The sequence below is a fragment of the Kitasatospora sp. NPDC058170 genome, assembly GCF_042883905.1.
Lineage (GTDB): Bacteria > Actinomycetota > Actinomycetes > Streptomycetales > Streptomycetaceae > Kitasatospora.
In genome coordinates this window covers 130835-155349 of sequence record NZ_JBHVUV010000007.1, presented here as the reverse complement: position 1 = coordinate 155349, position 24515 = coordinate 130835, and the positions used below count along the sequence as shown (strand labels likewise).

Here is a 24515-nt window from a genome sequence, read left to right as displayed (position 1 = left end):
CCTGTCCCGACCCCGGGCCCGGGCGCGCCGTCGTGCCCGGCCCGCGCCCGGAGCCGCATCGGCCCACCCCCGGCACCCGGCCCGCGCCCGGTCCACGCCGCGACCGCTTCCCCGACCACCTGCGAGGTTCCCCGTGAACGCCTCCGACCTCCGCCCACCGGAGCCCCCTCCCCCTGCCCCCGCCACCGCCGCCGCCACCACCACCACCGCGGTCGTGGCCGTCGACCAGGTCACCAAGCGCTTCGGCGCGGTCCAGGCCCTGTCCGGTGTCAGCCTCGACTTCCCCGCCGGCCGGGTCACCGCGCTGATGGGCGAGAACGGCGTCGGCAAGTCCACCCTGCTGAAGATCCTCACCGGCGACCACCGGCCCACCGAGGGAGGGGTGCTGATCGACGGGCAGCCGGTCGTGCTCCACTCCCCGCAGGACGCCCGGATGCTCGGCATCCGGATCATCCCGCAGGAGCCGGAGATCATCCCGCACGTCTCGGTCGCCGAGAACGTCTACGCCGGCGCCCTTCCCCGCACCGCCGGCCGCCGTCTGGACCGGGCCGAACTCGACCGCCGGATCACCGCGGACCTGGCGCGCCTGGGCTTCGACCAGGTGCTCCCCCCGCACCTGCTGGGATCGGAACTCACCCCCGCCCAGCGCCAACTCGTCGAGATCATGCGGGCGCTCACCGGCGAGGCCAAGGCCATCGCCTTCGACGAGCCGACCTCCTCCCTCTCCGACAGCGAGGTCGAGGCCCTCTTCACCCTGATCGGCCGACTCCGCGCCCAGGGCGTCGCCGTCATCTACGTCTCCCACCGGATGAAGGAGATCTTCCGGCTCGCCGACCGCATCGCCGTCCTGCGCGACGGCGCCGTGGCCGGGGTCCTGGACGCCGCGCGGACGGACGAGGGCGAGGTGGTGCGCCTGATGGTGGGCCGCGACCTGTCCACCCTGTTCACCCGCCAGGAGGTCGCCACCGACCGCGTCGTGCTCGACGTCCGGGGGCTGACCACCGACCACGTCCACGACATCGACCTCCGGGTCCGGGCCGGTGAGGTCGTCGCCCTCGCCGGACTCATCGGCGCCGGACGCTCGGAGCTCGCCCTCGCCCTGGCCGGCGACCACCCCGTGCGCAGCGGCACCGTCACGCTGGACGGCCGGCCCCTGCGCACCGGCCGCCCCCGGTCGGCGATCGCCGCCGGCATCGGCCTCGCCCCCGAGGAGCGCAAGGCCCAGGCCCTGTTCCTGCACCGCTCGATCCGCGACAACACCTCGCTGGTCGTCCTCGGCCGACTGCGGCGCCTGCGGTTCGTCCACCGGCGCCGGGAGCGCGCGCTGGCCCAGGAGTTCACCGACCTGCTGCGGGTGCGCACGCCGTCCATCGAGCACGAGGTCCGCAAGCTCTCCGGCGGCAACCAGCAGAAGGTCGTCCTCGCACGGTGGCTCGCCCGCAAGCCCAAGCTGCTCATCCTCGACGAGCCCACCCGCGGCATCGACATCGGTGCCAAGTCCGAGATCTACCGGATCATCGCCGACCTCGCCCGGGAGGGCGTCGCCCTGTTGGTGATCTCCTCCGAGCTCCCCGAAGTCCTCGGCCTGGCCGACCGCGTGGTCGTCCTGCAGAACGGCCGCATCACCGGCGAACTCACCCGCGCCGAGGCGACCGAGGAGGCCGTCCTCCAGCTCGCCATGGCCGACGACCTAGCCCCGACCGGACCAACCGGACCAACCGGACCGACCGCCGCCGCAGCACCCACCACCGCCGCAGCACCCGCCACCGCCCACCTCCCCGTCGACACAGCCCCCGGAGGCCGTTCATGACCACCGCGACGGCCCGCCGGGAAGCCCCCAGGCGCTTCCCGTTCCCCTCCCCCGGCGGCCAGAACCTGAGCCTCGCCGGAGCCCTCGTCGCCGTCCTCGCCCTGTTCGGCATCCTGAACGAGAACTTCCTCAGCCTGTCCAACCTCCAGGTCATCGCCGAGGCCACCACCATCACCGGCCTGCTCGCCATCGTGCAGACCGTGGTCATCATCTGCGGCGGACTCGACATCTCGGTCGGCTCCCAGGCCGGCGTCGCCTCCGTCGTCAGCGCGATGGCGTTCACCTCCGCCGGGTCCAACGCCCTCGTCGGGATCGCCGCCGCCGCCGGGGTCGGCGTCCTGGTCGGCATGCTCAACGGCCTGGTCATCGTCTACGGCCGGGTCAACCCCACCATCGCCACCCTGGCCGGGCTCGCCGCCTACAAGGGCCTCGCCCAACTCCTGTCCGACGGCCGCGCGCAGGGGTACGTCCTCAACGACGACGTCTTCGTCTTCCTCGGCCGCGGCAGCGTCGCCGGCCTGCCCGTCATGGTGTGGATCCTGATCCTCACCGCCCTCGCCGTGCACGTCCTGCTCACCTACACCGACATCGGCCGCAACCTGTACGCCATCGGCGGCAACGACACCGCCGCCCGCCTGGCCGGTATCGGCATCAACAAGTACCTCGTCTCCGTCTACGCGCTGATCGGCGTCGTCGCCGCGCTCGCGGGCGTCCTGCTCACCGCCCGTACCGGCTCCGGGCAGCCCGTCTCCGGCAGCGAAGGGCTCGAACTCAAGGCCATCACGGCCGCCGCCCTCGGCGGCGCCGCACTCAAGGGCGGCAAGGGCGGCATCGGCGGCACCCTGCTGGCCGTCGCGCTCCTGGGCGCCCTGGAGAACGGCCTCACCGTCCAGGGCATCAACTCCTTCTGGCAGAACGTCGCCCAGGGCGCCCTCCTGGTCGTCGCCGTCGTCATCCAGCAGCGCCGCAGCGGCGAACGCCCCATCGGCCTCCCCGCCTGACGGAGCCCCACCGACCGCCTGACGGACCATCACGGACGTCGGCCCGGCGGCGGGTGCACGAGCCCGCACCCGCCGCCGGGCCGGCCCACCCAGGCCGCTCACCCGGGAATCCCGGTGCGGCCTGCGTCCCGCACACAGCCCCCGCCCCGCAGCCGGCCACGGCACCCACCCAGGCCCGCCACCCCGGGCCGCCGACCGCCTGCGGGGGAACCAGAGAAAGGGACCCCCATGAACCGCACCCCCCGACGCGACCTGGCAGCCGCGGCCACGTTGGCCCTCACCACCGCCCTGACCACCGTCGTCGGCACGACCACCGCCGGCGCGGCCCCGGCCGCCGAACCGGTCGGCTGGACCTCGGTCCAGCCCGGTGCGACACCGACGGGCTGCGACGGTGTCCGCGCCACCGTCGCCCTGGACACCGACGGCAGGCCCACCCTCGGCGCCACCTGGAACTGCAGGCCGGCCCTGCTGCCCGCCCCGATCGGACTGGTCACCGGCACCGCCGACCTCAGCACCGGGCTCGCCTTCGTCAGCCGCTCCGACCGGAAGGTCGACTACACCTACGAGACCACGACCGGCAACACCCGGACCCGTACGCGCACCGCCACCGAGACCCGGCTGGTCTTCGCCAAGGGCGCCGAACGGATCACCGTGCACGTCCGCACGTCCCCGGACGGCGTGGCGCTGCGCTACGAACTCCCGGGCGGGGCGACCGTGTTGCGCGAGGCCACCTCCTTCGAGCTCCCGACCGACGCGCAGCTCAGCCACGAGGGCTCCTCGGCCGCCCACGAGCAGCTCTACTCCACCTCGGCGGTGTCCGAGGTGGCGAGCGGCGAGTACGGGATGAGCCTGTTCGGCCGGCTGGCCAACGGCGCGAGCGTCCTGCTCTCGGAGTCCGGGGTGGACGGCGGCTACTCCGGCGGGCACTTCACCCACACCCAGGGCGGCGGCCGCTTCACCGTGCAGCTGGCGGACGCCCAGGTCGTGCGGACGGCCGCGTTCAGCACCCCGTGGCGGGTGGCCGCGATCGGCAGCACGGCGGCCGTCGTGGAGTCGACCCTGGAGGACGACGTGGCACCGGCGTCCAGGGTCGCCGACATTTCGTGGATCAAGCCGGGCATCGCCGCCTGGCCGTGGTTCGACGGCACCAGGGCCACCCAGAAGGACCTCGGCAAGCTCAAGGCCTGGGCCGACTACGCCTCCTCGCAGGGCTGGCCCTACCTGCTGGTCGACGACGGCTGGAAGGGCGTCACCTGGATGCCCCAGCTGGTCGCGTACGCCCAGGCCCGCGGTGTGCGGATCATGCTCTGGTACCGCTGGACGGACCTCGAAACCGCGGCCCAGCGCGACGCCGAGTTCACCAGGCTCAACCAGTGGGGCGTCGTCGGCGTCAAGATGGACTTCATGGGCTCCGAGGCCCAGGTGCGCCAGCAGTGGTACGACGAGGCCCTGGCCGACGCCGCCGACCACCGGCTGATGGTCGACCTGCACGGCGCCCGGCTGCCGGTCGGCGTCCACCGCACCTGGCCGCACGTGCTGACCTCGGAGGCCGTCCGCGGCGAGGAGTACAGCACCGGCCGCACCATCGGCCACGTCACCGCGATCCCCTACACCCGGGGCGCACTCGGCGCGGCCGACTACTCGCCGATGAGCTTCCAGCGCTCCAACCCCGACAGCGACGCGGCGGAACTCGCCCTCGGCGTCCTCTACGAGAGCGCCCTGATGCTGCCCGGCGGGAAGGTCTCCGACTACCGGGCCCGACCCGAGGCCCAGCGCTGGATGCGGCAGCTGCCGACGGTGTGGGACGAGTCCAGGTTCGTCCAGGGCGACCCGGTCAGCGGCGCGGTCATCGCCCGCCGCAACGGCGACCGCTGGTTCGTGGGCGCGATCACCGGCGGCGGGGCCGGGACCGTCGCGTACCCGACCTCCTTCCTCGGCGGCGGCAGCTGGCACGCCGAGATCACCACCGACGGCCCGGACGGCCTCGTCCGCACCAGCCGGGTGATCCGGGCCGGGGACACCCTGAGCGTCCCGACCGTCGCCCACGGCGGCCACGCCGTCAAGCTGACCCGGGTCGCCGCCCTGCCCGCCGGCTACCGCAGCGTCACGGTCGCGGGCACCGCCGACGCGGTCGCCGTCGAGGGCGCCGCCACCGGCTGCAACGTGCCGGTGGTCCGGGCCGCGGGCGACGGCAGCGCCGGCCGGACCTTCGAGCTGCGGCCGCTGGGCGACGGGTACGTGCGCATCGTCAACCGCGGCAGCGGCGAGGACCTCGTCGTGCTGGGCGCCTCGCGCGATGCCGGCGCCAGGATCGTCCAGTGCGGGTACGCGGCCGGGGAGAAGACCAACGACGAGTGGCTGGTGGAGGACGCCGGCAGCGGCCGGGTCCGCTTCGCCAACCGCTACAGCGGCCTCTACCTGACCGCCGCCGCGGCGCAGGGCGGACAGTTCGAGCAGCGGCCCCTCGACGGCTCCGCACAGCAGCTGTTCACCGCGTCCTGACCCCTGGCGGCCGGAGGCGGGCCCAGCAGGCCCGCCCTCCAGCACGCCTGCTCCGCAGGGCGGGGCTAGGTTGGACCCCGAGGTGCACCGGTCCCCCTCCGGTGCGCGCGTACCGGAGCGGGGTGGTGTCGGCCATGGCGGTCGGGCGAAGCGGTCAGCACGCCTCGGGCACCCCCCGGCTGCCCGCGTTCGTCGGCCGGGAGCGCGAGCTGGCCGTCCTGCTGAGCGCCGCCCGGTCCCGGCCGTCGGTGGTCCTGGTCGAGGGGCCCGCCGGGATCGGCAAGTCACGGCTGGTCGCCGAGGCGTCCGCCGTCCTGGCCGCCGAGGGTGTGCACGTGCTGACCGGCGCCTGCCACCCGCTGCGCGAGCCGCTGGCCTACGGGCCGGTGATCGAGGCGCTGCGCAGCGCCGACGCGTGGCTGCCCCCCTCGGGCGGGAGCCTGGGCCCGGCCGCCGGCTGGCTGGCGCCGCTGCTGCCCGAGCTGGCCGACCGGCTGCCGGCGCCGCCCCACCCGCCGACCGGGCCGGTGCCGCCCCGCCACCAGGTGGCCCAGGCCGTGCGCACCGTGCTGGAGGCGGTCTCCCCGGTGCTCCTGGTGATCGAGGACGTGCACTGGGCGGACGAGGCCACCCGCGAGCTGCTCCTGCTGCTGGGTCGCGACCTGCCCGGTGACGCCGCCCTGCTGCTCGCCTACCGCGCCCAGGACCTGCCCGGACGCGGCCCGCTGCTCGGTGCCGCGTTCCGCCGCCCGCCGAACACCAGCGGGGCCGAGCTGGTGCTCGGGCCGCTGACCGCGCCGGACGTGGCGGAGATGGCCCGGTCGGTGCTGGGCCCGGCGGCCACCCCCGCGCTGGTGCGGGCGCTGTACAGCCGCAGCGAGGGGCTCGCGCTGGTGGCGGAGGAGGACCTGCTGGCCCTGCGCGACCACCCGGACGGGGAGCCGGGCGGGGTGCCGCGCAGCCTGCGGGAGGTGTTCGCGGAGCGCGTGGACCGGCTTCCGCCGGAGGCCGTGGCCCTGGTCGACACCGCGGCCGTGCTGGAGGTGCCGGCCACGGAGCGGCTGCTCGCCGACACCACCGCGCTCGATCCCGCGGCGGCGGCGCGGGCGCTGACGGCCGCGCTGACGGCCGGAGTGCTGCGGGAGCTCGGCCCGGACAGCTACGGCTTCGCGCATGCGCTGGCCCGGCGCGCGCACTACGAGAACATCCCGGGCCCCGAGCGCACCCGGCTGCACCGGCAGGCGCTCGCCGCGCTCTGGCGGCTGCCGAACCCGCCCCTGGTGCAGATCGCCCACCACACCCGCCTGGTCGGCGACACCCGGGCCTGGCTGGACCACGCGCTGGCCGCCGCCGACCAGGCGGTGGCCGTCGGCGACCAGGGCACCGCGGCCACCCTGCTGCACGAGATCCTGGAGGAGCCCCGGCTGCCGCCCGGGCTGCACGCGCGAGCGGCGCTCGCCCTGGCCCGGATCGCCTGGGACGCCACCGAGTACACCCGGACGATCGCCACCCTGCGCCGGATCGTCGCCGGCCCGGGGCTGCCGGAGGCCGCGCGCGGCGAGATCCGGCTCGACCTCGGGCTGATGCTGCTCAACCAGGCCGCCGATCCCTCGGGAGAGGCCGAGATCGAGCGGGCCGTGGAGGAGCTGGAGGCCCACCGGCCGGAGCTCGCCGCACGGGCCATGTCGGTGCTCGCGATGTGGGAGACCAGCCGGTTCTCCGCGGCCGAGCAGCGCGCCTGGATCGAGCGCGCGCAGGCCGCGCTGTCCGGCAGCGGGGACCGGGCGGCGCAGGCCTCGGTGGCGGCGAACCGGATCACGCTGACGGCCGCGATGGGGATGCCCGGGGCGACCGCCGAACTGGCCGCGCTGCCCCGCGAGGACCCGGACCCGGAGGTCGTGCGGCACACCGCGCGGGCGCTGGCCAACGCCGCCGAGGTGGGGATCTGCCTGGGCCAGGACGAGCGCGCGGCCCGCTACACCGAGGAGTCGCTGGCGCTCGCGGAGCGCCATCACGCCCACGCCCTGGTCGTCCACTGCCGCTCGTACCGGCTGCTGCTGTCCTGGACCGCCGGCGAGTGGTCCGACTGGGAGGAGCGGTACGCGGCCTTCCGGGCCGACTACCTCGACGAGCCGCTCGCGGTGGACGACCTGCTGGCGACCGCGCAGGGCGTCACGGCGGCGGCCCGGGGCCGCACCGCGCGGGCGGTGGAGCGCTTCGGGCGGGTGCTGGCCCGGGATCCCGCGCACAAGAACGTCAACGCCCTGGGCGCGGCCGCCGGCCTGGCCCGCGTCCAGCTGGCGCGCGGCGACACGGAGGCGGCGTGGCGGACCGTCGCGGACTACCTGCCGCTGCTGCCCCGCAAGGAGCAGTGGGTGTACGCGTGGGACCTGGTGCCGGCGGCGGTGGAGATCGCGCTCGACCGCGGCGACCGGGCCGCCGCCGAGGACCTCGCGGTGCGGCACCTGGCCGGGATCGAGGGCGCCGACGCCCCCGGGGCACAGGCCGAGGCGCTGGTCTGCCGGGGCCTGGTGCTGCGCGCGGCGGACCCGGCCGGCGCGGCGGCCGAGTTCGACCGGGCGCGGCTGATGTGGACCGCCGTCGGCCGCCCCTACCGCGCCGCGCTGGCCGGCGAGCTGGCCGCCCGCGCGCTCGTCGGGCGGAACGACGGCGAGGCCGCCGCCCTGCTGACCGGGCTCGCCGAGGCCCACGAGCGGATGGGCGCCACCACCGACGCCGCGCGCTGCCTGCACCTGCTGCGCGACCTCGGGCAGGACCGGCCCCGGCTGCGCGGCCGGACCGGCTACGGCGACCGCCTCTCCCCGCGGGAGGAACAGGTGGGCCGTCTGCTGGCGGACGGCGCGGCCAACAAGGACATCGCCGCCGCCCTGTTCCTCTCCCCCCGGACCGTCGAGCAGCACGTCGCCAACGTCCTGCGCAAGCTCGGGTGCACCCGGGACGAGGTGCGCGGCCGCACCTTCTGAGGCGCGGCCGTCCCGGGCGCGAGGGGCCCCGCCCCCGGGAGACCCTCCGGGCAAGTACGTGGTCACCCGCATTGCATACGTAGTACCCGCCCGGCTCTGCTGGATGTGTCGTGATCTTCCCGGCACGGGGCCGACGGCTCGGCACGCCGGTACGACGCACCCGGCGGGGTGCGGCGCACCGGCGTCCGCGGCCGGAGGGGCCCGATGGCCAACGAGCGGTCTCGTCAACAACACGAAACGGCAACACACCCTGGCGCTCATTTCGTATATCGCATACGTTACGCCTCAGGTCGGTAAGTGACAGCGGCGTTTCGCCGCCAGAGACGCCGTATCGGCCCGCAGTCCCTGCCCCTGCACACCCCGGGGCGGCCGACCCAGCCGCAGCCCGCCGCACAAGGAGACCCACCCATGGCACCACTCCGCCGCAGACTCGCCGTCCTCTCCCTGGCGTCCGCCTTCGCGCTCGCCGCCTCGGCCTGCTCCTCCGGCAGCGGGTCCTCGGAATCGGCCGGTCCGACCACCGTCAAGTTCTGGTCGATGCCCTACTGGATCGGCCAGGACACCAAGGTCAAGGCACTGGTCGACGAGTTCAACGCCTCCCAGAGCAAGGTGAAGGTCGAACTCACGCTGCTGGAGTGGAAGGACGGCCGCGACAAGATCAAGCAGGCCATCGCCGCCGGCAAGGGGCCCGATGTCTGGCTGATGAACAACGGCCTGGAGCTCGACTACCTCAAGTCCGGCGCACTGGCCCCGCTCGACAAGCTCGGCTACACCTCCGCCGACACCGACAAGTTCCTGCCGCTCGCCAAGGTCGACGAGTACGACGGCAAGGCGTACGGCGCCCCGCTCTACTTCGACGTCGACGTGATGCTGTACCGCACCGACATCCTCCAGCAGTACGGGTTCAGCGCCCCGCCCAAGACCTGGGACGAGCTCAAGTCGACCGCCGCCACCATCAGCACCAAGTCCGCCGAGGCGGGCAAGAAGGTCAGCGGCTGGCAGTTCAAGGGCATGGACGACCACCTCAACGCGATCAACTCCACCTGGGAGAGCTTCCTCTGCCAGGCCGGCGGCAGCCTCACCACGCCGGACTTCAAGACCTCGACCCAGAACACCGAGGCCGGGCGCACCGCGATGGACTACATGAAGTCCTTCTACACCGACAAGGTGTCCCCCACCGGCACCAGCGCCCTCAACGGCTTCATCAGCGGCGACGTCGCGATGTTCCCGTTCTTCCAGTCCGTCATCGCCAACGTCCAGGCCGGAGGCGACAAGGTCGCGGGCAAGTGGGCCGTCGCCCCGATGCCGGCCGGCCCGAAGAGCGGCTGCTCGATGGTCGGCGGGCACAGCCTGGTCGCCAGCTCCGCGAGCAAGAACCTGAACGGCGCCGGGACGTTCATGCGCTGGCTGGCCTCGCCCGAGCGCAGCGCCCAGTACATGGACTTCCACGCGATCTTCCCGTACGACCTCGCCAAGGTCGACCCGGCCGTGAAGGCCACCGTGGACGGCAAGGTCAAGGCCGACCCCAACTGGAACGCCATCTTCGAGCAGCTCTCCCGCAACACCCCCGACCTGCTGCTCCAGGACCGCCACGCCTTCCAGGCCCGCTGGGACGCGCAGAAGGCGAACATCGTCGCCGGCGTCAACGGCCAGGCCCCCGTCGACAAGGCGCTGAAGAGCATCGACGACCTGGTCGGCCAGGCGCTCGGCAAGGAGTGACGGAAAGCCGATGACGACCATGACCGAACTCCCCGCCAAGCACCCCCCCGGCGGCCCCGCCGCCGGGGGCGGCCCGAGCCGGACCGCGAGGACCCCGCGGCCCCGGCGACGGCGCTCCAAGGGCGCCCTGGCCGGCTGGCTGTCGGTGGCGCCCGCCCTGGTGGTGATCCTGGGCTTCACCTTCTACCCGATGGTCCAGTCGATGCTGCTCAGCACCGACCACTGGAACCTGCTGGGCCCCCGCACCTTCGTCGGCACCGAGAACTACCAGAACGTCCTCGGCGCCGGCACCTTCCGGACCAGCCTGCTCAACACCCTGGTGTTCACCGCGATCACCATCGCCGGCACCTACGTGCTGGCCCTGGCGACCGCGCTGGCCGCCAACCGGGAGCTCGCCTCCGCCCGCTTCGTCCGCACCGTCACCGTGCTCCCGGCCGTCATCCCGATGGTGGTCGCCGGCCTCGTCTGGAAGTGGCTGTACGAGCCCGACCACGGCCTGGTCAACACGCTGATCGGCCTGTTCGGCGCGGACGGCGCCCGCTGGCTCTTCGACAACGACCTGGCCCTGCCGGCCGTCGCCGTGGTGAGCATCTGGAAGGAGTTCGGGATCTACGCGCTGATCCTCCTCGGCGGCCTCCAGCGCATCCCCGACGAGATCTACGAGGCCGCCACCATCGACCGCGCCGGCCCCTGGCGGCAGTTCCGCTCGATCACCCTGCCGATGCTGAGGCCGGCCACCGCCGCGGTCTTCCTGCTCCTGCTGTTCAACTCCTTCAAGGTGTTCGACCAGGTGTGGGTCATGACCGAGGGCGGCCCGGGCACCGCGACCCTGACCGTGGTCACCTTCATCTACACCCGCCTGCTCAGCGACGTCGGCGTCGCCTCCGCGGCCTCGGTGGTGCTGTTCGTGATCCTCCTCGCGATCACCCTCGTCCGGCTGAAGCTGACCTCCCGGGAGGAGTCGTGAGCAAGTCCCCGATCCGCTTCGCCCCGGCGGTCTGGCTCACCGCCGTCACCGTCTTCGCCGGACTCCCGGTGGTCTGGATGGTGCTGACCTCCTTCCAGCCGATGGAGGACCTGGTCGGCAACGGCCGGCACCTGCTGCCCGAACACCTCACCGCCGGCGCCTACCAGGAGGTCGTCTCCGCGTTCCCGTACGGCCGGTGGTTCCTGAACTCCCTCCTGGTCGCCGTCGCCGTCGTCGCGGGCAACCTGGTGTTCGACACCCTGGCCGCCTACGGCCTCTCCCGGATCCGGTTCCGCGGGCGGCAGGCCGTGCTCACCCTGATCCTCGCGACGCTGATGATCCCCACCCAGGTGATCCTCGTCCCGCTCTACCTGGTGATGCGCGACCTCGACTGGATCGACACCTACTGGGCGCTGATCGTGCCGTTCCTCGCCAGCCCCACCGGCATCTTCCTGCTGCGCCAGCACTTCATCACGCTGCCCGTCCAGCTGGACGAGGCCGCCGCGATCGACGGCGCCGGCCGGCTGCGCACCCTGGTCAGCATCCTGCTGCCCAACTCCTGGGCCGCGCTGGGGACGGTCGCGGTACTGAAGTTCATGTGGACCTGGGGCGAGTTCGCCTGGCCCTCACTGGTCACCAACGACGAGCTGCTGCGCACCCTGCCGGTCGGACTGGCCCAGTTCCAGAACCAGTTCGCCCCGCGCTGGGACCTGCTGATGGCCGGCTCCGTGCTGGCCGCGATCCCGGTCGTGCTCGGCTTCGTCCTCCTCCAGAAGACCTTCGTCAGCGGCCTGACCGGCGGCGCGGTGAAGGAGTAGAGCCCCTGGTCCTCGTCGGGCGGACCAGTGGATGAACCGAGCCCGGTCGGATGCGAGAGGGAAGCATCCGGCCGGGCTCGGTGTCGTTGTCGACAGTCCCGAAGGGGGCGCCGGAGAGCCGGCGCCCCCTTCGGCGTGCCCGGCGGCGCCGACCTATACCTGCCTGCACCTGGCACCCTCGCCAGGTCCGGGTTCGGTCCTCAAGGGCGGCCCGGTGGGCCAGGTCGTAGTACTCGCCCGGAGCCGCCCCGGACGACGGGAGCCCCGCACCCGGTGCGCGGTGCACGCGGAGGGCGGGGCGGGACAGTGGCAGCGGCAGCGGCAGCGGCAGCGGCAGCGGCCCGGGCAAACGGAAAGACCCGGGCTGTGGAACGGCTGACGGTGCCGTTCCACAGCCCGGGCGTATCGGGGCGGAATGCCGGGGCGGGGGTGCCCGGGCAGGAGTCCGTGGGGGACGTACGGGACGTGCGGGGACGTGCGGAGCGCCGGCGGACCGGCGAAGGTTCCCCGCCGCCCGACGGGGCGGGCGGCGGGGAACCGCAGGGCGGTGGCGGGCCGGGTCAGGGCATTGACGGCCCGCCACCGCCGTCTCGGGACCGGCGCGGCCTCACGAGGGCGCCGGAGGGGTGGGGCGGAAGGGGTCAGAAGTGCGCGACGGTGTACCGGTCGACCGCGTCGTCGTCGAGCTCGAACCCGAGCCCGGGACCGGTGGGCACCACCAGGGCGCCGTCGGTGAACTTCGGCGGGTTGAGCAGGATGTTCTCGCGGATCGGGTTGGGGAGCCGGTTGTACTCGTAGGTGCGCAGGTTGGGGGTGGCCGCGCACAGCTGGAGCGCCGCGCAGAGGCTGACACCGGAGCCGACGCCGTGCGGGGCGATGTCGACGTGGAAGGCGGAGGCGAGCGCGGACAGGCGCATGGCCTCGGTGATGCCGCCGCAGCGGGCGACGTTCGGCATGAAGACGTCGATGGCCCGGTGGAGCAGGGAGTCCCGCAGGTCGAAGCGGGTGAAGTGGGTCTCGCCGTTGACGACGGTCAGGCCCGTGCGGCGGCGCAGCTCGGCGAGGTTGGCGAGGTCGTCGACCTGGAGCGGCTCCTCGTACCAGGAGATGCCGAGGTCCGCCAGGACGGCCCCGACCCGGGTGGCCTGGTCCAGGTCGTAGGCGCAGTTGACGTCGGTGAGGATCTCGATGTCCTCGCCGACCGCCTCGCGCACGGCGGTGAGGTGGGCGCGGTCGGTGCGCTCGCCCCGGCCGATCTTGACCTTGAGGGCCTTGAAGCCGTCGTCGACGAAGCCGAGGGCCTGGCGGGCGGAGTCCTCGGGGTCGGCGTGCAGGGCGACGGGGCTGGCGTAGCAGTCGACGGTCTCCCGGATCGGGCCGCCGAGCAGGCGGTGCACGGGGGCACCGGCGAGCTTGCCCCGGAGGTCCCACAGCGCGAGGTCGACGCCGGCCATCGCTTCGAGGTAGAAGCCGCGGTTGTGGCCGCCGGCGGCCTGGCCCTTGAAGAGGCGGTCCCAGATCGCGGTGGTGGCCAGGGCGTCCTGGCCGATCAGCAGCGGGGCGAGGACGGTGGCGACCACGGTCGCGGTGACCTGGGGGCTGGGCAGGCCGTACGCCTCGCCGATGCCGACCGAGCCGTCCTCGGTGTGGACCTTGACCAGCGTGGCGTACTGGCCCCGCCGGGGCAGGACGAGGTGGCTGGAGGCCGGGTAGCGCAGCCAGTCCGGCACGTCCTCGGGAGAGTCGTACAGGTCGTCGAAGCTGGCCGACAGGGCCAGCGCCTCGACCTTGGTGATGCGAAGTGGCTGGGTGCTCACGGGGGCTGCTCCTGGGGAGTGCTGGGCCCTCCCCCCGTGCGGGGGAGGGAGTCATGGGGTCAGATGCCGCCGGTGATCTCGCCGTGGGCGGTCTCCCGACCGCTGAGGACGGCGAACGCGGTGACCGCGCAGGCGGCGGCGATGTAGAGGACGACCGGGGTGGTGGATCCGCCGGCGGCCGCGACCAGCGCGGTGCCGACGAAGGGGGCGGTGCCGCCGAAGAGGGCGCCGCCGAGCTCCCGGCCGACACTGACGCCGCTGAAGCGCACGCGGGCGTCGAACTGCTCGGCGACCAGGGCCGCCTGGGGCCCGAAGGCCATGTCCTTGCACACCGGGACGGCGATGACCAGGGCGAGCAGGATGACGGGGGCGGAGCGGGTCTCCAGCAGCAGGAAGAAGGGGTAGGCGTAGGCGGCCGTGCAGAGGAGTCCGGCGAGGACGACCCGGCGCCGGCCGAGGCTGTCGGAGAGCCGGCCCCAGAAGGGGACGGCCGGGATCTCCAGGGCCGAGGCGAGGGCGATCGCCCACAGCATGGTGGACCGGGGGATGCCGAGGTCCTTGGTGGCGTAGGAGAGGGCGAAGGCCTGGATCAGGTAGCCCCAGACGAAGCCCGAGGCGGTGATCCCGACGACCCTCAGCAGCGCTCCGGGCCGGGTGCGCAGGATCACCGTCAGCGGGGAGCGGACGGTGGCGCCGCGCTGCTCCAGGGCGGTGAAGGCCGGGGTCTCGTCGATGCCGCGGCGCAGCCACAGGCCGAAGGCGACCAGGCCGATGCTGATCAGGAACGGGATGCGCCAGCCCCAGGTGAGGAAGGCGTCGTCGGGCAGCAGCGACACCGTACCGAACACGGCACTGGCCAGGACGAAGCCGGCGCCGGTGCCCATCGCGGGGACCGCTCCGTGCAGACCGCGGCGGCCGGCCGGGGCGTTCTCGACGGTCAGCAGGGTGGCGCCGGCGAACTCCCCGCCCACGGCGATGCCCTGGGCGACCCGCAGGACGATCAGCAGGACGGGTGCCCAGACCCCGGCGGCGGCGTACGTGGGCAGGACTCCGACCAGGGTGGTGGCGGCGCCCATCGCGAGCAGGGTGATCAGCAGGACGCGTTTGCGGCCGATGCGGTCGCCCAGGTGGCCGAAGAGCACGCCTCCCACCGGCCGGGCGGCGAAGCCGACCCCGAAGGTGGCGAACGAGGCCAGCGTGCCGCCCAGGCCGGAGGATCCGAAGAAGAGCGGGCCGAAGACGAGGGCCGAGGCGAGGCCGTAGAGGTTGAAGTCGTACCACTCCATGACGGTGCCGACCGTGCCGGCGACCATCGTCCGGCGTCGGCCCGCCGCGGGGGTGCTGCTCATGGTGCCGCCTCTGGTCCGTGCTCCGGTGCCGGTGGATCGGGTGGTGCTCATGGGGACTCCGGGTCTGGCTCGGCGGAGCGAACACCTCCAACGTATGCGATATACGAACTAATCGCCAGAGTCCGGCTACGGACTTCTCGCCGACCGGGACGCCGCCGCGGCCCGGCCCTCCCCGCTCACGGGAACTCCGGGCGGAAGGCCGCCACGGGCGGGGCGGTCACCGGGGACGGCCGGCCGAGGACGGCGCCCGCCGACGGGCCCGGATCGGCCAGGCGGTGCAGGGCGGTGGTGACGTGCATCCGGCCGCCGCCGAAGGCCACGCTGCTGACGTGCGGCGTCGGCACCGGAACCACGGCACCGAGCCGGCCCTGCGGGTCGTAGCCGTGCACCCGCCCGGCGCCCCAGAGGGCGACCCAGAGGTGGCCGCGGTCGTCGACGGTCATGCCGTCCGGCCGCCCCTCGCCCGGGCCGAGCCGGACGAACGGCCTGGCGGGGCCGAGCAGCCCGGAGTCCGGGTCGACGTCGTGCGAGACGATCAGACCGCGGGCGCTGTCGGCCAGGTGGAGCGTGGTGCCGGACGGGTCGAAGGCCGGCCCGTTGGGGACGGTGAGACCGGTCAGCACCCGGTGCGCGGAGCCGTCCCGGTCGATGCGGTAGAGCGACCCGCGGCCGGGCGCCGCGTCCGCGGCCATGCTGGTGGCCCAGAACCGGCCCTGCGGATCGCAGGCCGCGTCGTTCATCCGCATCGGGCGCGGCGCGCCCTCCTCCGGCCGGGCCACCCAGCGCGGCTCCGCGCCCGGGCGCAGCAGGGCCACGCCCGGGCCGGCGGCGGCGATCCACTGCCCCGGTCGCCCGGCGACCGGCGCGACCGCGCCGAGCGGCACGTCCAGCTCGGCCTCGCACCGCGGGCGGCGCGGGTCGTCCCCGGGCCCCCAGCTGTACAGGGTGCCCCGGAGCAGGTCGACGAAGTACAGCCGGCCCTCGTGCCAGCGCGCGCCCTCGCCCAGCTGGTAGCGCCCGGGGAAGCAGGGCTGCCAGTCGTCCGCCTCCATCGCCGCCGCCTCCTCTCGTGCGGGCGCCGTCACCGCAGCGCGGTGCCGGGCGCGGCGTGCAGCAGGGTCAGCTCGTCACGGAAGGGCAGGCCCTCCCAGTCTCCCGCCGCGGCGACCGCGAAAGCCCCGGTGGTCACCGCCCGGTCGAGCCGCTCCTCCACCGGCAGGCCGTCGAGCAGCCCGGAGAGGTAGCCCGCGACGAAGGCGTCCCCGGCGCCGATGGTGTCCCGGACCGGGACGGGGACGGCGGGCCTGGCGACCGACCCGTGCTCGGTGAAGACCTCCGCACCGGCGGCGCCCCGCTTGACGACCACCTCGCCGACGCCCTGGGCGAGCAGGGCCTCGACGCACTCGGCCTCGTGCTCGGCGCCGGGCGGGGCGACCAGGGCGAGTTCGTCGTCGGAGGCCACCAGGACGTCCACCAGCGGGACCAGCGGTCGCAGCGCGGCCCCGGCCTCCTGGGGCGACCAGAGCTTGGCCCGGTAGTTGACGTCCAGGCAGACGGCGCCCCGCGCGGCGTGGGCGGCGGCCTCGACGGCGGCCCGGGGGCCGGGGCCGAGGGCGGCGGTGACACCGGTCAGGTGGACGATCCGGGCGCCCTCGGCGAGGGCGGTGGCCAGACAGGCGGGCGTGAGCCGGGACCCGGCCGAGCCGGTGCGGTAGTAGGAGACCCGCACCAGGTCGGCCACCCGCGGCTCGAAGACCACCAGGCCGGTCGGCGCGGTGGCGTCGACGGACGCGCAGGACACGTCCACGCCCTCGGCCCGCAGGGTGCGCAGGACCAGCCGGCCGAACTCGTCGTCGCCGTTGACGCCGACCCAGCGCGCCGCGTGCCCCAGCCTGGCGAGGCCGATCGCGACATTGGCCTCGGCGCCGGCCGTCGAGAGGGCGAGGGTGCCGCCTAGGTGCAGGGGGCGGTCGGCGCGCAGGGCCGCCATGGCCTCGCCGAGGGTCAGGACGTCGAGCACGGGTACTCCTCGGCGAGCGCGCGGAAGGCGGCGATGCGGGCGGGCAGCCCGGCGCGGTCGCCGCCGGCGGCGGCCGCGGTGCCGAGCAGCGGGCCGCCGACCCCGACCGCGAGGGCGCCGGCGGCCAGGAAGCCCCGGGCCGCCTCGGCGTCCACGCCGCCGACGGGCACGAAGTGCACCGCGGGGAAGGGGTCGCGCAGGGCCCGCAGGTAGCCCGGTCCGCCGAGGCTGCCCGGGAACAGCTTGACCGCCGTCACACCCTCCGTGTAGGCGAGCGCCACCTCGGTCGGGGTGACCGCGCCGGCCAGGACCGGCATGCCCAGGGACTGCGCCTCGCCGACGGCCTCGGTCATCCCCGGGGTCACCGCGAACGCGGCGCCGGCCCGGGCCGCGGCACGGGCGTCCGCGGCGGTGAGCAGGGTGCCGGCGCCGAGTGCCGCGTACGGGCCCAGGGCCTCGCGGGCGCGCTCCAGGACGCCGAGCGCACCGGCGGTGGTGAGTGACACCTCCACCAGGTCGATGCCGGACGCGAACAGGGTGAGGACCGCATCCAGAGCGGCGTCGGGGTCGTTCCCCCTGACGATGGCCAGGATCCTGCGGTCGCGCAGAGCGGAGAGAAGGTCGTCAGGTTGCACGGGTGCCTCCGAAGCCCAGGTTGTGTCTTTAGGATATCGTATACTTTCCGGTTGTGGGCTCCACACTCGCACCCCGCATCCCCCACCCGACGAAAGGCGCCCCTCGATGACCCGTACCGCCCTGATCACCGGCGCGGCCGGCGGCATCGGCCGCGCCGTCGCCGCCCGCCTGGTGGCCGACGGCCTGCGCGTGGCCGGCCTCGATCTCACCGATCCGCAGCTGCCCGGCGTCGCCTACCACCGGGCGGACGTCACCGACCCGGAGCAGGTCCGCGACGCGGTGCGCGCGGCGGTCGACGGCCTGGGCGGGATCGACGTCCTGGTCACCTGCGCCGGCATCACCGAGGGCAGCCCGCTGCACCTGACCACCGACGACGACTGGCAGCGCGTGCTGTCGGCCAACCTCGGGTCGGTGTTCCTGTGCGTGCGCGAGGTGCTGCCCGTGATGATGGCGGCCGGCTCGGGCTCGGTGGTCACCATCGGCTCGGTCCTGCACCGCACCGCCGCGCCCGGCCTGCCCGCGTACGCCGCGGCCAAGGGCGCGATCGCCGCGCTCACCCGCCAGCTCGCCGTGGACTACGGCCGGTACGGCATCGGCTTCGTCACCCTCGCCCCCGGCTGGGTGCGCACCCCGGCGACCGAGTCCCGCCTGGCGCCCGGCGGGGAGGACCTGGCGCGGCTGCGGGAGAGCAACCCGATGCGCGCGCTGATCGACGCCCGGGACATCGCCGAGGCGGTCGCCTTCGTCTCCTCCCCCGCGGCCGGCATGCTCTCCGGCTCCGAGCTGGTGCTGGACGCGGGCGCGTCGGTGGTCAGCCCGGCCAGCCTGCTGCGCGACACCCACCGGGAGCGGATGGGGCTGCCCCCGCTCGACGCCCGCTGACCCGCCGCACCGGCACCCGCCCGGTGAACGCGGCGGCGGCGGCGCGCGATCGCCTCGCGCGCCGCCGCCGCGGCGGTCCCGACCCCGTCCGCCGGGGGCCGGGGGTCGGGGGTCGGGGTCACTGCCCCTTCTCCACCTCGTACGCCGCCTGGGAGCCGATGTGCGCACGCGCCGCGTCGGCCGCCGCCCCCGGATCACGCCGGTGCAGCGCCGCCATGATGGCGTCGTGCTCGTCGACCACCGAGCGCCAGTTGCGCTCACCGAGCGGCGCCGCGATGCGGTAGCGGCGGATGGTGAGCAGCAGCTGCTCGGTCAGGTCCCTGAGGATCCGGTAGCCGGCCGCCCCCGCGAGGAGCCGGTGGAAGCGGGAGTTCAGCTCGGCCATCTCGCCGATACCGCCCCGCTCCAGCGCGCCGCGCAGCTCCGCCTGGACGTGGTCCAGCTCGGCGAGCTGCCGGTCGTCGACCCGCTGCGCGGCGAGTCCGGCGATCAACGCCTCGATCGACTCGCGGGCGAGGAAGACGCCGCGCATCTCGGTGACGTCGATCCCGGCCACCGTGACGCCCGCATGCACGCGGGAGACCAGCAGCCCGTCCGACTCCAGCCGCTTCACGGCCTCGCGGATCGGGATCTTGCTGACGCCGAAGCTCCGGGCCAGTTCGTCCATGTTGATGCGGTCGCCGGGCTTGAGGTTCCCCTGGGCGATGGCGCTTCGCAGGCTCTCGTAGGCAAGGTCGGCCTTGCTCTTCACGGCGGGGATGCGCTCCGCCCAGTCGCTTCGGTCCATTCGTTTATCGTATGCGATATCTAATAAGTCCGTACACCCATATCACCCACCCCATGCGATGGCCATGAACAGGCAATTTGCCCGTTTTCTCCACAGTGCGTTGCCTTGGAGGATTTCGTATACTATTGTCATCCTCGTTGGCCGACCTGCCCTCGCGGCCGACGCGGGGCGCCACCCACCGGGCGCGCCGCCACCCCCAGGCCGAGGAGTCCCCATGCCTCGCATTCTCACCCCGCCCCGCACCTGCGCCGACCGGTCGGGGACGCCTCCGCACCCCTCGCCGAGGCACCACCAGTGCGACCTCGCCGCCGACGAACTGGCCCCGAGCAGGCTGCGCGCCTGGATCGGCGCCCTCCTCGCCGACTGGCAGCTCCCCCAGCTGGTCGACGATCTCGCGCTGATCGCGACCGAGCTCGCCACCAATGCCGTGCGGCACGGCGGCACCCCGGCCCGCGCCACCCTCGCGATGTCCGCGCCGGACGCCGGGCCCCGCGTGGTCCGCCTGGAGATCCAGGACTCCGGCCCCGGGTTCGACCCGCGCACATGCGCACCGACCGCCGAGTCCAGCGCCACCGCCGAGAGCTGCAGCGGACGCGGCCTGCTGCTGGTCGCCGCGCTCAGCAGCGCCTGGGGCGCGCTGCACACGGGGGCGGGCCAGCTGGTCTGGGCCGAGCTGACCGCCCGCTGAGGCCGCCGGCCAGGCACCCCGGGAGCCCCGGCCGCGAAACGATCCGATCACACCCCTGGAACATCTTTCGTATATCGAATACTCTGCGCCATCATCCGACTCCGCCACCCGAGGAGTTCCCGCCCCATGGCGTCCCTGCCCCACAGACTCATCGCCACCGCCCTGGCCGCCGCGTCGGCGCTCGCCACCAGCGCCTGCTCGGCCGAGCAGGCCTCCAAGCCCGCGGAGCGCACCACCATCACCTTCTGGACGATGCCGTTCTGGATCGGCCGGCCGAACAACCTCAAGCACCTGGTCGAGGACTTCAACGCCTCCCAGAGCAAGGTCGAGGTCCAACTCACCGTGCTCGACTGGCAGACCGGGCGGGAGACCATCAAGAAGGCCGTCATGAACGGCCGGGGTCCGGACGTCTGGCTGGCCAACAACGGCCTCGAACTCGACCTCCTGACCGCCGCCAGACTGGCCCCGCTGGACGCCCTCGGCTACACCGCCGAGGACCTCGGCCGGTTCCGCCCGCTGGTCAAGGTCAACGAGTACCAGGGGCGCCTCTACGGCGCCCCGCTGTACTTCGACGTCAACGTCCTGCTCTACCGCAAGGACATCCTGCAGAAGTACGGCTTCAACGAACCGCCCCGCACCTGGGAGGAGTTGAGGTCGACGGCCGCCGCGATCACCAGCCGGTCCACCGCGGCCGGCAAGAAGGTGGCGGGCTGGCAGTTCAAGGGCATGGACGACCACCTCAACGCCATCAACTCCACCTGGGAGAGCTTCCTCTGCCAGGCCGGCGGCGCCCTCACCTCACCCGACTTCAGGACCTCCACCCAGAACTCCGAGGCCGGGCGCACCGCGATGAACTACATGAAGTCCTTCTACACCGACAAGGTCTCGACCACCGGCACCAGCGCGCTCAACGGCTTCATCGAGGGCGACGTCGCCATGTTCTCCTTCTACCAGAGCGTCATCTCCGACATCGCCGCCGGGAACGAGAAGACCAACGGCAAGTGGGCGGCCGCCCCGATGCCGGTCGGCCCGAAGAGCGGCTGCTCGGCCGTCGGCGGCCACAGCCTGGTCGCCCGCTCCGGCCTCCCCGACCCCGGCGCCGCCGGAACGTTCATGCGCTGGCTGGCGTCGCCGTCGGTCAGCACCCAGTTCATGGAGTTCCACGGCATCTTCCCGTACGACACGGCCAAGGTCCCGCGCGAGACCAAGGTCGTGGTCGACTCCTTCTACAACACCGACCCCAGCTGGGCGGCGATCATGACCCAGTTCGACCGCAGCACCCCGGACCTGCTGCTCCAGGACCGCCACGGCTTCGCCGCCCGGTGGGACGCCCAGAAGTCCGAGGTGGTGGCCGGTGTCGACGGACGGACACCCGTCGACCAGGCGCTGCGCAGCATCGACGGCAAGGTCGGCACGGACCTGAACGGCGGCTGATCAGACCGCCGTCCGGGATCCCGCCGTCGCGCCGCACGACTCGCGGACCGTCAGCTTCGGCAGGAGCAGCACATGGTGGACCGGCGTCGACCCCGCGGCCGCGAGCCTGCGCAGCAGCAGCGCCACCGCTTCGGCGCCCACGGCGTGCTTCGGCGGGGCGACCGCCGTCAGCGACGGCGCGCCGAGCGCGGCGAACACGTCGTCGTAGCTGACCACGGCCAGCTGCTCGGGCACCTGGACTCCGCGGGCCCGCAGCAGCGGCAGCAGCTGGATCGCGTCCTGGTCGTTGTGGACGAGGACCGCCCGGACGCCCCGGGCGCAGGCCTCGGCCAGGTCGGCGGCCACCGCCTCGGTGTCCGCCACCGGGTTCACGATGTCGATCACCGGCTCGGCCGGCAGGCCCAGCAGCGCGCAGCCGTCGGTGTAGCCGCGGCGGATCTCGTGCGCCGTCCAGGTGTCCCGGCGGGCGACCAGCGCGACCGCGCCGTGCCCGAGGCCGACCAGGTGCCGCAGGGCGAGGAGCACGCCGTGGCGGTGGTCGGAGGCGACCGAGTCGAGCTCCTGCGCCGCGCTCCCCGGCGCGGGGCGGCGCTCGACCAGGACGGCGGGCACCGGGAGGTCCTCGACCCAGTCCTGGCCGCCGGGCTGGTCGGCCGGCGTCCAGTTGGGGGCGAGCAGCAGCCCGTCGGCGCCCGACTTCAGCAGCTGCTCCACCTGGACGCGGTCGGCGCTGGCGTCGTAGGAGGAGATGCCGAGCATCAGCTGGGCGCCCGCACGGGCCGCGGCCGCCCGGGCGCCCGCGATGACCTCGTCGAAGTACTGGCCGACGGCGGGCACGAGCAGGCCGACGGACGGCCCCCGGCCGGACGCCCCCTGCGCCGGACCGTCCTGGCGCTCGGCGACGGTCGACACCGAGCCGTGCGAGCGGCGGACGAGACCGGCCTCGGCGAGTACCGCGATGTCCCGGCGCACGGTGACGGCGGGGATGCCCAGCGCCTCCGCGAGCTCCGCCACCCGGACCGAACCGCGGCTCTCCAGGGCTTCGAGGATCCGGGTGCGGCGTTCGTCGGCCGAGATCGACATGTCATTCCCCCTGCGCCGTGGTCGCTCCGGGCGCGGCGGCCTGCCCGGAGGGACAGGAATCTACCATTCGGTCGGGAGATGATCCGTCGACGAGCGGACGGCCGGCCCGCCCTGCGGCGGGCTCACCCCTGGGGTGCGTCCTCGCTGCTGGTCGGGCCGAGGTCGGGACGGTCCAGGAGCTCGATCCGGTCGCCCGGGCGGTGGAGTTCGAGGACGGTGACCTCGTTGGCGCCGGGACGCCACAGGGGCGCGGGGGCGTAGAGGGTGCGCTGCGGGCCGCGGTCCCAGTAGCGGCCCAGCGCGAAGCCGTTGAGCCAGACCATGCCCTTGGTGAAGCCGGGCAGGGCGAGGAATCCGTCGGCCGGTGCGTCGACCGTGATCCGGGCGCGGTGGAAGGCCGGGCCGTCCGCCGTGCTCGGCTCCCCGAAGCGCAGCGACATCAGGTCGTCGAGGGGCAGCGGGCGGACCTCCCAGCCGAACTGGTACTGGTTGTCGATCCGGACCCCGTCCGTGATGCCCTTGCGGTCGTGCAGCAGCGGCCCGTAGTTGACCCGCCCCTGGTTCTCGACGAGCAGGTCGAGCACCGCGCCGCCGGCCGGGACGGTGACGGCCAGGGCCTCGTCCGGGCGGTCCCGTTCGAGGACGCCGATCGGTGCGCCGTCGAGGAAGGCCTGGGCGCGGTCGGCGAGGCCGTCGATGCGCAGGTCGCCGTGGGCGAGGGGGCCGCGCAGGCGGGTGCGGTAGTGGATGAGGCCGGTGTTCTGGCCGAAGGCCTCCATCGGCTCGGGTTCGGGGCGGTGGTGGGTGACGGCGAGGCCGTCGAGCGAGGCGGACAGGCTTGCGCTCCCGGTGACGGGCGCGCTCTGCGGGGCGAGCCGGTCGGGCAGCGGCGGCAGCGGGTGCCCGTTGGGGCCGAGGTGGCGTTCGATGACGCGGCGGAACGCGTGGAACTTCTCGGTGAGCTCGCCGGCCTCGCCGACCGGGGCGTCGTAGTCGTAGCTGGTCGTGTCGGGCCGGAACGTCGTGCCGTCGTGGTTGGCGCCGTTCCACCAGCCGAAGTTGGTGCCGCCGTGGCCCATGTAGATGTTGACGGAGGCGCCGGCGGACAGCAGCCGGTCGAGGACGTCGGCGGCCTCCTGCGGGTCGCGCAGGTGGTGCGGGGCGCCCCAGTGGTCGAACCAGCCGGTCCAGTACTCCATGCAGACCAGGGGGCCCACGGGCTGGTGGCGGCGCAGGCAGGCCAGCGACTCGTCGGGGCGGGAGCCGAAGGTGCCGGTGGTGAGCAGCCCGGGCAGCCGGCCGCCGAGCTGGAAGCCGTCCTCGGCGCCGTCGGCGGTGACCAGCAGGCCGTCGACACCGCGCCGGACGAGTCCGGCCCGCAGGTGCTCCAGGTAGGCGGTGTCGTTGCCGTAGCTGCCGTACTCGTTCTCCACCGCGACCGCGACGACCGGTCCGCCGTGGGAGGCGAGCAGGGGCAGCAGGACGGGCACCAGCTCGTCGAACCAGGCGTCGACGGCGGCGAGGTAGGGGGCGTTGACCCGGCGGAGCCGGACGGCCGGGTCGGCGAGCAGCCAGGCCGGGAGGCCGCCGAACTCCCACTCGGCGCAGATGTACGGGCCGGGCCGGACCATCACGTCGAGGCCGAGGTCCCCGGCCGTGCGGACGAACGCGGCGAGGTCGCGGTCGCCGGTGAAGTCGGCCGCGTCGGGCGTGGGTTGGTGGAAGTTCCAGGCGACGTAGGTCTCGACGGTGTTGACGCCCATGGCGCGCAGGCGGGTGAGCCGGTCGGCCCACAGTTCGGGGCGGATACGGAAGTAGTGGACGGCGGCGGAGACGATCAGGTGCGGGCGTCCCACACGCAGGAAGCCGTCGCCGTCGGTGGTCAGGGGCAGGGGGGCGGCCGGGTCGGCCATGGGTGCCTCCACAGGTGGGCGGGCGGGGAGGAGGGGGTGTCCGGCGCCGGCGGGGCGTCGTGCCGCGTCGGGTGCGAGCGGGTGCGGCCGGCCGGCGATCACCGC

The 24515-nt window shown here is 74.1% G+C and carries 18 protein-coding genes; 10 read left to right on the top strand and 8 right to left on the bottom strand.

Going from position 1 to position 24515, the window contains the following annotated elements; translation table 11 throughout:
* Positions 1–133 precede the first annotated feature (133 nt).
* The 7 genes from ACFVVX_RS10525 (at position 134) to ACFVVX_RS10495 (ending at position 11801) form a co-directional block, all read left to right on the top strand.
* Complete coding sequence (locus tag ACFVVX_RS10525; RefSeq protein ID WP_387943639.1) at positions 134–1810, top strand: sugar ABC transporter ATP-binding protein; 1677 nt, start codon at positions 134–136, stop codon at positions 1808–1810.
* Positions 1807–2811, top strand: coding sequence for an ABC transporter permease (locus tag ACFVVX_RS10520; RefSeq protein ID WP_387943637.1), 1005 nt, complete (start codon positions 1807–1809; stop codon positions 2809–2811). Before ACFVVX_RS10525 ends, ACFVVX_RS10520 begins: the two co-directional genes overlap by 4 nt.
* A 228-nt stretch (positions 2812–3039) precedes the next feature.
* Positions 3040–5313, top strand: coding sequence for a glycoside hydrolase family 97 catalytic domain-containing protein (locus ACFVVX_RS10515; protein WP_387943635.1), 2274 nt, complete (start codon positions 3040–3042; stop codon positions 5311–5313).
* Positions 5314–5447: 134 nt separating this feature from the next.
* Positions 5448–8297: an AAA family ATPase gene (locus ACFVVX_RS10510; protein ID WP_387943633.1), complete on the top strand. Its 2850-nt coding sequence runs from the start codon at positions 5448–5450 to the stop codon at positions 8295–8297.
* A gap of 408 nt (positions 8298–8705) precedes the next feature.
* Positions 8706–10016, top strand: coding sequence for an ABC transporter substrate-binding protein (locus ACFVVX_RS10505; protein ID WP_387943631.1), 1311 nt, complete (start codon positions 8706–8708; stop codon positions 10014–10016).
* Between the two features lie 10 nt (positions 10017–10026).
* Positions 10027–10983 carry a carbohydrate ABC transporter permease gene (locus ACFVVX_RS10500; RefSeq protein WP_387943629.1) on the top strand — a complete coding sequence of 319 codons (957 nt, stop codon included), beginning with the start codon at positions 10027–10029 and terminating at the stop codon, positions 10981–10983.
* Positions 10980–11801: a carbohydrate ABC transporter permease gene (locus ACFVVX_RS10495; protein ID WP_387943627.1), complete on the top strand. Its 822-nt coding sequence runs from the start codon at positions 10980–10982 to the stop codon at positions 11799–11801. Before ACFVVX_RS10500 ends, ACFVVX_RS10495 begins: the two co-directional genes overlap by 4 nt.
* A 641-nt stretch (positions 11802–12442) precedes the next feature.
* Here ACFVVX_RS10495 and ACFVVX_RS10490 read toward each other — a convergent pair.
* The 5 genes from ACFVVX_RS10490 to ACFVVX_RS10470 all read right to left on the bottom strand — a co-directional run bounded on the left by ACFVVX_RS10490 (position 12443) and on the right by ACFVVX_RS10470 (position 17622).
* Entirely contained in the window at positions 12443–13618 is a 1176-nt protein-coding gene (locus tag ACFVVX_RS10490) for a mandelate racemase/muconate lactonizing enzyme family protein (protein WP_387943625.1), read from the bottom strand.
* A 59-nt stretch (positions 13619–13677) separates the two neighbouring features.
* Positions 13678–14967 (bottom strand): MFS transporter, encoded by a 1290-nt coding sequence (locus tag ACFVVX_RS10485; protein WP_387943623.1) that lies wholly within the window; start codon positions 14965–14967, stop codon positions 13678–13680.
* Positions 14968–15143: 176 nt separating this feature from the next.
* Positions 15144–16019: an SMP-30/gluconolactonase/LRE family protein gene (locus tag ACFVVX_RS10480; protein WP_387943621.1), complete on the bottom strand. Its 876-nt coding sequence runs from the start codon at positions 16017–16019 to the stop codon at positions 15144–15146.
* A gap of 29 nt (positions 16020–16048) precedes the next feature.
* Positions 16049–16957 carry a sugar kinase gene (locus ACFVVX_RS10475; RefSeq protein ID WP_387943795.1) on the bottom strand — a complete coding sequence of 303 codons (909 nt, stop codon included), beginning with the start codon at positions 16955–16957 and terminating at the stop codon, positions 16049–16051.
* A gap of 14 nt (positions 16958–16971) precedes the next feature.
* The gene (locus ACFVVX_RS10470) at positions 16972–17622 is read right to left on the bottom strand and encodes a bifunctional 4-hydroxy-2-oxoglutarate aldolase/2-dehydro-3-deoxy-phosphogluconate aldolase (RefSeq protein ID WP_387943619.1); all 651 of its coding nucleotides are present in this window, start codon (positions 17620–17622) and stop codon (positions 16972–16974) included.
* 106 nt (positions 17623–17728) lie between these two features.
* On the opposite strand from ACFVVX_RS10470, the gene ACFVVX_RS10465 reads away from it, so the two are divergent.
* Positions 17729–18505 (top strand): SDR family NAD(P)-dependent oxidoreductase, encoded by a 777-nt coding sequence (locus ACFVVX_RS10465; RefSeq protein ID WP_387943617.1) that lies wholly within the window; start codon positions 17729–17731, stop codon positions 18503–18505.
* A 118-nt stretch (positions 18506–18623) separates the two neighbouring features.
* On the opposite strand, the gene ACFVVX_RS10460 is transcribed toward ACFVVX_RS10465, so the two are convergent.
* Positions 18624–19292 (bottom strand): GntR family transcriptional regulator, encoded by a 669-nt coding sequence (locus tag ACFVVX_RS10460; RefSeq protein WP_387943615.1) that lies wholly within the window; start codon positions 19290–19292, stop codon positions 18624–18626.
* Between the two features lie 214 nt (positions 19293–19506).
* Here ACFVVX_RS10460 and ACFVVX_RS10455 point away from each other — a divergent pair, with 214 nt between their 5' ends.
* Together ACFVVX_RS10455 and ACFVVX_RS10450 are read left to right on the top strand one after the other, a co-directional pair.
* Positions 19507–19980, top strand: a complete 474-nt coding sequence (locus ACFVVX_RS10455; RefSeq protein ID WP_387943613.1) for an ATP-binding protein — start codon at positions 19507–19509, stop codon at positions 19978–19980.
* A gap of 126 nt (positions 19981–20106) precedes the next feature.
* Positions 20107–21414, top strand: coding sequence for an extracellular solute-binding protein (locus ACFVVX_RS10450; protein WP_387943611.1), 1308 nt, complete (start codon positions 20107–20109; stop codon positions 21412–21414).
* Here the strand turns inward: ACFVVX_RS10450 and ACFVVX_RS10445 are convergent, their stop codons facing one another.
* Together ACFVVX_RS10445 and ACFVVX_RS10440 are read right to left on the bottom strand one after the other, a co-directional pair.
* Positions 21415–22497 carry a substrate-binding domain-containing protein gene (locus tag ACFVVX_RS10445; RefSeq protein ID WP_387943609.1) on the bottom strand — a complete coding sequence of 361 codons (1083 nt, stop codon included), beginning with the start codon at positions 22495–22497 and terminating at the stop codon, positions 21415–21417. It abuts the gene before it with no gap.
* Positions 22498–22619: 122 nt separating this feature from the next.
* Positions 22620–24410, bottom strand: coding sequence for a beta-galactosidase family protein (locus tag ACFVVX_RS10440; protein ID WP_387943607.1), 1791 nt, complete (start codon positions 24408–24410; stop codon positions 22620–22622).
* Between the last annotated feature and the right edge of the window lie 105 nt (positions 24411–24515).